General features: G+C 53.8%; 1 protein-coding gene. It reads right to left on the bottom strand.

Features of this window, described 5'->3' with window-relative positions; all coding sequences use genetic code 11:
• Positions 1-74 precede the first annotated feature (74 nt).
• Positions 75-311 carry a hypothetical protein gene (locus ACYQ1H_RS15475; RefSeq protein WP_460028932.1) on the bottom strand — a complete coding sequence of 79 codons (237 nt, stop codon included), beginning with the start codon at positions 309-311 and terminating at the stop codon, positions 75-77.
• Between the last annotated feature and the right edge of the window lie 875 nt (positions 312-1,186).

Raw genomic sequence — 1,186 nt, 5'->3', positions numbered from 1 at the left:
CGTGGGTAGTCCTGCGCCAGACGCCAGCCCGGAGGCTGGCTGGCAGAGGAGCACGCAGCGGGATACGGGGTTTCCTAGGAGGGGTGCCGTCCGGACTCGTGGCGATGCAGGGCATGAAGCTGCAAACGGGATTCGGGCCGGTGGTTGACCAGATGGCGGCGCTCCTGGTCATTCGACAACCAGATGTCACGAGACTCCAGTCCCGCCAGCCGTGCCTCATCCGCCTCGTAGGGAGCCTTGACAGGCGCACTGGAAGTCAAGGCGGCCAGCATCAGGATGATTGATGCCTGAAAAAGGTCGGGATTGCTCACTCGATGTCTCCGCGTCGTTGTTACCGGAGCTGCCCGCAGCAGGACTCGTGCCCATGGACAATAACATTTTGCCGAACAGCAGGTTACCGTCAAAGGTAACGGAACCCCATCAGGAGAATGGGCATAGCGATGGGTTGATATGAACTGGCATCGGTGCAAAAGCACACGAACACGATATGATCGGTATATTTTCCGGCGGAATCCAACCGATTTTCCTAGTTACCAAATATGCCTTCAATACCATCAATCAATACCCACGATGTCATCATTCTGTAACAAATAAGACATAGACTTGTCATGCGTCCTTCATGAAGGCCTGCATACCATCAAACGATGGGCTTATCCCAACAAAGCGAACCTCGGCAGGGACATCATTGCAGGTATTCGACATCCGCTTCCAGAGCACAAGAACGTGAAGGAACTCGACACCAATCTCGGGACTGCATCGACGCCGTGGCCGCCAGCGATGGCCTTGAGGATGCCAAACAGCGATTCGGGCCTTGGGACGTTATCGTTGCAAGCGGCAAAGATACCAAGGATATGGCATGGCGAACGCCAGCACGACATCGGCCCGTCCTGCGACTCGCCCATAGAAATCAAGCCCTCTCCTTCTGGCTCAACCGAGGTAGTTTGCCAGCGTGATGCGCTATAGATCAGCAGCATTTTTTCGAACCTTCGCCGGCCACCAGTTGCATCTCATGCATTACGGGCAGCAAACACCCGGCAGATCGCAGCGAATCACCAATTTACCCGGCTTGCAATGTCCCGCGCATGCTGGCAAGACCAGGAAACAGCCAATATAGACAAAAACCTTCTTAGATAGCATATCTTTTCCAATTTTCCATGAAAAAAATACTACATCTGATTGTGTTATC

This window comes from Methyloparacoccus murrellii (assembly GCF_054657115.1).
The sequence above is the reverse complement of the archived record's forward strand: the minus strand, read 5'-3'. Positions and strand labels throughout refer to the sequence as shown.